At 62.3% G+C, this 6,822-nt stretch carries 7 protein-coding genes; 5 read left to right on the plus strand and 2 right to left on the minus strand.

Features of this window, described 5'->3' with window-relative positions:
- Positions 1-543: DUF484 family protein (locus AC6RA8_RS17740; protein ID WP_500354472.1), on the minus strand; the 543-nt coding region annotated here is incomplete at its 3' end.
- 283 nt (positions 544-826) lie between these two features.
- A complete protein-coding gene (gene fsa / locus AC6RA8_RS17745) occupies positions 827-1,480 on the minus strand; it encodes a fructose-6-phosphate aldolase (protein ID WP_500354474.1) in 654 nt (217 codons plus the stop codon).
- A gap of 89 nt (positions 1,481-1,569) precedes the next feature.
- Between fsa and AC6RA8_RS17750 the strand changes: the two genes are divergently transcribed.
- The 5 genes from AC6RA8_RS17750 (at position 1,570) to AC6RA8_RS17770 (ending at position 6,731) form a co-directional block, all read left to right on the plus strand.
- Entirely contained in the window at positions 1,570-3,762 is a 2,193-nt protein-coding gene (locus tag AC6RA8_RS17750) for a primosomal protein N' (protein ID WP_500354476.1), read from the plus strand.
- Between the two features lie 102 nt (positions 3,763-3,864).
- Positions 3,865-4,368 carry a crossover junction endodeoxyribonuclease RuvC gene (gene ruvC / locus AC6RA8_RS17755; protein WP_500354478.1) on the plus strand — a complete coding sequence of 168 codons (504 nt, stop codon included), beginning with the start codon at positions 3,865-3,867 and terminating at the stop codon, positions 4,366-4,368.
- Positions 4,365-5,024, plus strand: a complete 660-nt coding sequence (gene ruvA, locus AC6RA8_RS17760) for a Holliday junction branch migration protein RuvA (protein WP_500354479.1) — start codon at positions 4,365-4,367, stop codon at positions 5,022-5,024. The genes ruvC and ruvA overlap by 4 nt, the downstream gene beginning before the upstream one ends.
- A 39-nt stretch (positions 5,025-5,063) precedes the next feature.
- Complete coding sequence (gene ruvB, locus AC6RA8_RS17765) at positions 5,064-6,098, plus strand: Holliday junction branch migration DNA helicase RuvB (protein WP_500354481.1); 1,035 nt, start codon at positions 5,064-5,066, stop codon at positions 6,096-6,098.
- 9 nt (positions 6,099-6,107) lie between these two features.
- Positions 6,108-6,731 carry a hypothetical protein gene (locus AC6RA8_RS17770; protein WP_500354483.1) on the plus strand — a complete coding sequence of 208 codons (624 nt, stop codon included), beginning with the start codon at positions 6,108-6,110 and terminating at the stop codon, positions 6,729-6,731.
- The last annotated feature ends 91 nt before the right edge of the window (positions 6,732-6,822 follow it).

Consider the following 6,822-nt stretch of genomic DNA (forward strand, 5'->3'; position numbering starts at 1 on the left):
GATCCAGGTTGCATCATCGCCGTAGATTTCCGGGTCGGCATCCTGCACTTGCCGCAGGGTGACTTGCCGTACGTTGCCGCCACGCCCATCGGTCAGGTAGTCGTCGATGAAGCCGGGCTCGGCCACGCTCAGGACTTCGCCCAGCCGTTGGACAGCCGGATCACTGTCGTTTTGCACGGATTCGAGCACCAGCTTGACGGCGTCCACGCGCAGGATTTCCGCCACTTCCCCGCCGAGGTCACGCAGGAAAGACTCAAACTCCATCGGGTCCAGCATCCGCAGGATCGCGCGATGAATCTGATTGGTTCCGGCCAGGTTTTCATAGGCTGCGGCAATAACTGAACGGTGCGTGTCCTCAAGACGGTCCAGCCGCGCCTCGAGACGCTCCATCGCAAGGCCCCGCAGATCGACGATGTTGCCGCCCATCGCCCGCTCATTTGCAGCGATCAGGGCATGCATCAAATCCTTATCGTCCAGAATGACATCCGGACGGGAAATGATCGCCTCTCTCAGGGCGTCATCAATCTTGGGCTGGCTGCTCATACCGTACCTGTCGTTTTTCTTGGCCGACTCCATAACACAGCGGATTCGCGAAATCTGCCCTGAACTTGGAATAATTGTTCAGAAGACGGCGCGTTGTTGCCAAGTGACGCTACGACCGGGGAAGGGGCGCGAACTTCTCCCCGTGAACGGGAATTCTGGTCCGTTCATATCCGTCCCATGAAACACACACGCGAAGCCACCACTCACGGATCCGGCCCCGGGATTTTTCCCTTGGGACCGGACGCGCTTCGGGTGATGCTGAGACGGGCCAGAGAGGCCTGAGTTACAGGATCTTCTGACCCGTCTTGGCCCAATCTTTCATAAAGGCATCAAGGCCCTTGTCGGTCAGTGGGTGGCTGGCCAGCTTCTTGATCACATCCGGGGGTGAAGTGATGACGTCGGCGCCGATCTTGGCGCAATCCTGAATGTGGTTCACCGACCGGATCGACGCGGCCAGGATCTCCGTCTCGAACCCGTAATTGTCATAGATCGTGCGGATGTCTTCGATCAGCTCCAGCCCGTCCATGTGGATGTCATCCAGCCGTCCGATGAAGGGCGAGATGAAGCTGGCCCCGGCCTTGGCCGCCAGCAGCGCCTGGTTGGCTGAAAAACACAGCGTGACATTCACCATCTTGCCTTCGCCCGACAACACCTTGCAGGCCTTCAGACCGTCCCATGTCAGCGGCAGCTTAACGGTGATGTTTTCCGCGATCTCGGCCAGCTTGCGCCCCTCGGCGATCATGGCGTCGGCTTCCAGCGCGACCACTTCCGCGCTGACCGGCCCGTCCACCAGGTCACAGATTTCCTTGGTCACTTCCAGAATATCACGCCCGGATTTCAGGATCAGCGATGGGTTCGTGGTGACACCGTCGACCATTCCAAGGTCGTTGAGTTCTGCGATGGCATCAATCTCAGCAGTATCTACAAAGAATTTCATGTGCGGTCCCCTTGATGGCTTGGCGTTTGCTTGTGATGCCTTTACCTCATGGCGGGTGAAGACTGAACCCCTCATATGTTGGCGCTAACATGACGCCCTCGTTTTATGACGAAGGCGCGTTGGTGGCCGTGATGACCACGCAACCTCTGGACCGGGCGCTGGACTACAAGGCGCCCGAAGGCGGCTGCCATCTGGGCACCTTTGTCGAGGTGCCGCTTGGTCCGCGCAAAGTGTTGGGCGTGGTGTGGGGACCCGGCAAAGGGGACTATGATTACAACAAGATACGCGCGGTTCTGCGGGTGCTGGACGCCGCCCCCATGCGGGACGAGATGCGCGCGTTTCTGGAAAAATCCGCCGCCTACACCCTGACCCCGATGCCCGCCATGCTGCGGCTCGCCACACGCGCGCCGGGGCTGGGCGATCCGCCGTCCATGCGCAAGGTCTACCGATGCGGTCCATCCGAACCAGATCGCATGACAGATGCCCGCCGTCGGGTTTTGGAATTTCTCAGCGAATACGGCGACTTGTCATTCACACTTAAGGAATTGGCCGAACTCTCTGGTGTCACATCCTCGGTCATCAAAGGGCTGGTGAAACAGGGGGCGGTTGCCGAGGAAGACAGCCCGCGCGACCTGCCATTCCCGCCCATGGATCCCGCTCGACCGGGCAAAGAGCTGACGGAGGATCAGGCAAAGGCAGCAAGTCATATCGCTGCAGCGGTGCAATCCGGCGCTTATGGCACCACGCTCCTGCGCGGCGTGACAGGGTCCGGCAAGACCGAGGTTTACCTCGAAGCGGTGGCCGCCTGCCTGCGCGCCGGGCGACAGGCACTTGTTCTGTTGCCGGAAATTGCGCTGACGGCCGAATTCCTGAAACGCGTCGAGGAACGGTTCGGCGCGCGACCCGCCGAATGGCACTCCGGTGCGACCATGACCGAAAGGCGGCGCATCTGGCGCATGGTGGGCCAAGGCAACGCACAGCTGGTGATCGGCGCACGTTCTGCGCTATTCCTGCCGTACCAGAACCTCGGCCTGATCGTGGTGGATGAGGAACACGACACCTCCTACAAGCAAGAAGACGGGGTGCTCTATAACGCCCGCGACATGGCGGTGTTGCGGGCCTCGCTACTCGGTGCGCAGGTCGTGCTGGCCTCGGCCACGCCATCGCTGGAAAGCTGGGCGAATGCCGAAAGTGGTAAATATAAACGGCTTGATCTCGAAGCGCGCTTTGGGCCTGCGGTCATGCCCACGATGCAAACGATCGACATGCGCGCTGAAAAACTGCCCTCCAACCGCTGGGTGTCCGAGGAGCTGAAGCGCGCGGTCGAGGCGCGGCTTGCGGCAGGCGAACAGGCCATGCTGTTCCTGAACCGGCGCGGCTACGCCCCGATCACCTTGTGCAGGGCGTGCGGGCACCAGGTGGGCTGTGATCAATGCGATGCGCGCATGGTCGAGCACCGTTTTCTAAAACGGCTGATGTGCCACCAATGTGGCGAAACGAAACCGATGCCAACCGTGTGCCCGTCTTGCGAGGCCGAGGATCGGATGGCACCCGTCGGCCCAGGCGTCGAACGGCTGGGCGAAGAGGCGGTGGAGCTGTTCCCGGATGCCCGCGTGGCTGTGCTCAGTTCGGACATGTATGGCTCAGCCCGTGCGCTGAAGGCCGAGATCGAAAAGATTGCCGAGGGCGGTGCCGACGTGATCATCGGCACGCAACTGGTGGCCAAAGGGCACAACTTCCCGAACCTGACACTGGTGGGTGTGATCGATTCAGACCTTGGCTTGCAAGGGTCGGACCTGCGCGCGGCGGAACGGACATTTCAATTGATGCGGCAGGTCGCGGGCCGGGCGGGCCGCGCGGAAAAGCCGGGCACGGCGCTGTTGCAGACCTATCAACCGGAACACCCGGTGATCCGCGCCATTCTGGCAGGCGACGAGGAAGGATTCTGGCGGGCCGAGGCCGCGCAACGCGAGGCGGCAGGCGTGCCGCCCTATGGACGGATGGCGGGGATCATCCTCAGCGGGCCGGACGTCGCACAGGTGTTTGACGCCGCGAACGCGCTGTCAAGGAACGCTGGCGCACTTACCCGCGTGGGTGCCCAAGTCTTTGGTCCGGCCCCTGCGCCGATTGCACGCATTCGCGGTCGACACCGGGTGCGTCTGCTGGTGAAGGCAGGCAAGGGCGTGGCGTTGCAGGGGGCCATCGCACAATGGATCGGACAATTGCGGCTCAAGGGTGATCTGCGGCTGGCCGTCGATATCGACCCGCAAAGCTTTTACTAGCAGGGCGGCGCACGACACGTGCGCCTTACCACTTGGCGGATGTTCGCGTTTCGTGCTACTGACGGACAAAAGCCAAAACAAACCGGGCGAGGGCAGCACATCATGCGAATCTTGGGGATCGACCCCGGCTTGCGCCACATGGGGTGGGGGATCATCGACGCCGATGGTCCGCGCCTGCGTCACGTGGCGAACGGGATCTGCCATTCGACAGGCGATGACCTGTCCTTGCGTCTACTGAGTTTGTTTGACCAACTCAGCACGGTAATCGCGGATCACGCCCCGCAGGCGGCGGCCGTTGAACAGACCTTTGTGAACAAGGACGGAGCGGGCACCCTGAAGCTCGGGCAGGCCCGGGGCATTGCCATGCTCGCCCCGGCCCGCGCAGGGTTATTGGTCGGTGAATATGCCCCGAACGCCGTCAAGAAAACGGTGGTCGGCGTGGGCCACGCGGACAAGCGGCAGGTGGCGCACATGGTCCGCGTGCAACTGCCCGGCGTCGATATCGCGGGACCGGACGCGGCCGACGCGCTTGCCATCGCTATTTGCCACGCCCATCACGGCGCGGGGCAGGGGCTGGCCGCCGCTGTGGCGAGGGCACGTGCATGATCGGAAAACTTTCGGGCCGTATCGACTACAAGGCCTCGGATCACATCCTGATCGACGTGCGTGGCGTGGGCTATATCGTCTATTGCTCGGACCGGACACTGGCGGCGCTGCCCCCGGTGGGACAGGCCTGTGCGCTGTTCACCGACCTCGTGGTGCGCGAGGACTTGATGCAGCTTTTTGGCTTCCCGACGCTTGCGGAAAAGGAGTGGCACCGCCTGCTCATGTCCGTGCAGGGCGTGGGGGCCAAGGCGTCGCTCGCCATCCTTGGCACGCTGGGCACAGATGGGACCAGCCGCGCCATCGCCTTGGGCGACTGGAACGCGGTGAAAGCGGCCAAGGGCATCGGTCCCAAGATCGCGCAACGCATCGTGCTTGATCTCAAGGATAAGGCGCCGTCGGTCATGGCCATGGGCGGCACGGTGGCGGAAGCAACCGGTGATGCCGTCGCAGAAGCTGCGACCGAGGTTATCGAACCGATGCCCGCAGCCGCCCCGCCGTCCTCGGCACAGGCGGATGCGCTGTCGGCCTTGGGCAACCTAGGGTACGGCCCGTCCGATGCCGCCGCCGCCGTGGCCCAAGCTGCCGGAGAGGATGCGGGTGCGGACACGCCCGCCCTAATCCGTGCAGCGTTGAAACTTCTGGCACCGAAAGGGTAGGGGTGGGCGGACGACACGTCCGCCTTACGAAGGAAGATGATGACCGACGCCTCAGATCCCACCTTGCGCGGAGCGCCTTTGCCTGACGATGATGCAGGCGGTTTCGACCGTGCTCTGCGTCCACAGCTTCTCGAGGATTTCGTGGGGCAGGCCGAGGCCCGCGCCAACCTGCGCGTCTTCATCCAGTCTGCCAAGCAGCGGGGTGAGGCGATGGATCACACGTTGTTCCATGGCCCACCCGGTTTGGGCAAGACGACCCTGGCGCAGATCATGGCGCGCGAGTTGGGCGTGAATTTCCGCATGACGTCTGGCCCCGTGCTGGCCAAGGCCGGTGATCTGGCCGCGATCCTGACAAATCTCGAAGCCCGCGATGTGTTGTTCATTGATGAGATTCACCGTCTGAATCCAGCGGTCGAGGAGGTCCTCTATCCTGCAATGGAAGATTTCGAACTGGATCTTGTTATTGGGGAAGGCCCCGCTGCGCGCACCGTTCGGATTGAGTTGCAACCTTTTACCTTGGTGGGTGCAACAACCCGCATGGGACTGCTGACGACACCTTTGCGGGACCGGTTCGGCATTCCGACCCGGCTGCAATTCTATACTGAAGACGAGCTGTTCACGATTGTGGAGCGCAATGCCCGCACGCTTGGTGCGCCTGCAGACGAGGGCGGTGCGCGCGAGATTGCGCGTCGTGCGCGTGGCACGCCTAGGATCGCGGGACGTTTGTTGCGCCGGGTCGTGGATTTTGCCGTAGTGGATGGCGACGGTCGGGTGACTCGAGAGTTGGCGGATGCCGCGCTGACGCGCCTTGGCGTAGATCATCTTGGTCTGGATGGCGCGGATCGACGGTATTTGAAACTCATGGCAGATCATTATGGCGGTGGTCCGGTGGGCGTCGAGACCTTGAGTGCTGCGCTGAGCGAGAGCCGTGATGCATTGGAAGAGGTCATCGAACCCTATCTGTTGCAGCAGGGCCTTATCCAGAGAACCCCGCGGGGACGGATGCTTGCGCAACGAGCGTGGCGGCATCTGGGGCTTGAGGCACCGAAATCTTCAGGCGACCTGTTCGACTAGGATATGCACATGACAGCAGATGATATCGAAGCGCTGTTCCGGCGCGAAAGCGGCGACTATACCTTTGCCCGTTGGGGCCGCCCGCTGGCGCCCGTGGTGTTCGGGGTGCAGGACGAAACGCTTGGCACGATCAAGGGCGCGGTTGAGGCGGTGTGCCAGCTGGCCGGTCACGAGATGGCAGAGACGGACCCTGAACTGGGGTCGAACTTCATGTGGTTTTTCTTTTCCGACTGGGCGGAGTTGCCCGAGGTGCCCGGGTTGGACAGGCTTGTGCCCGATCTTGAGCCGTTGGTGGCACGCCTGCAAAAGGCCGACGCAAACCAGTACCGGATTTTCCGGTTTGATGAGGCAGGTGCGATCAAGGCGTGCTTTGTTTTCCTCCGGATGGACCAACATCTGAGCAAGGTCCCCGCGGAGACGCTGGCCTTGAGCCAGGTGGTGCAGTCGATGCTGCTGTGGTCCGATTTGGCCTTCCGGGATCGATCACCTTTGGCCGTCGCGGGAGAGACAACCGTGCTGCGGCCCGACATCGCGGCGTTGATCCGCGCGGCCTATGACCCGGTGATGCCAGTTGCGGCCGATGACGCGTCCCATGCCTTGCGTTTGAGTGCGCGTGTTACAGCAGCAAGCTGATTTGTCCCCGCGGGGACAGCTTGTTCGGTCCATCCACGAGATTTCAATCGGTCTGTGATCTTTGGGCTCTTTCAAGGACTTGGGGTAACGC

It is taken from the genome of Tateyamaria sp. (genome assembly GCF_059783535.1).

Coding starts and splice junctions, on each gene's coding strand:
- fsa (WP_500354474.1), bottom strand. CDS start 1,480: ATGAAATTCTTTGTAGATACTGCTGAGATTGATGCCATCGCAGAACTC.
- AC6RA8_RS17750 (WP_500354476.1), top strand. CDS start 1,570: ATGACGCCCTCGTTTTATGACGAAGGCGCGTTGGTGGCCGTGATGACC.
- ruvC (WP_500354478.1), top strand. CDS start 3,865: ATGCGAATCTTGGGGATCGACCCCGGCTTGCGCCACATGGGGTGGGGG.
- ruvA (WP_500354479.1), top strand. CDS start 4,365: ATGATCGGAAAACTTTCGGGCCGTATCGACTACAAGGCCTCGGATCAC.
- ruvB (WP_500354481.1), top strand. CDS start 5,064: ATGACCGACGCCTCAGATCCCACCTTGCGCGGAGCGCCTTTGCCTGAC.
- AC6RA8_RS17770 (WP_500354483.1), top strand. CDS start 6,108: ATGACAGCAGATGATATCGAAGCGCTGTTCCGGCGCGAAAGCGGCGAC.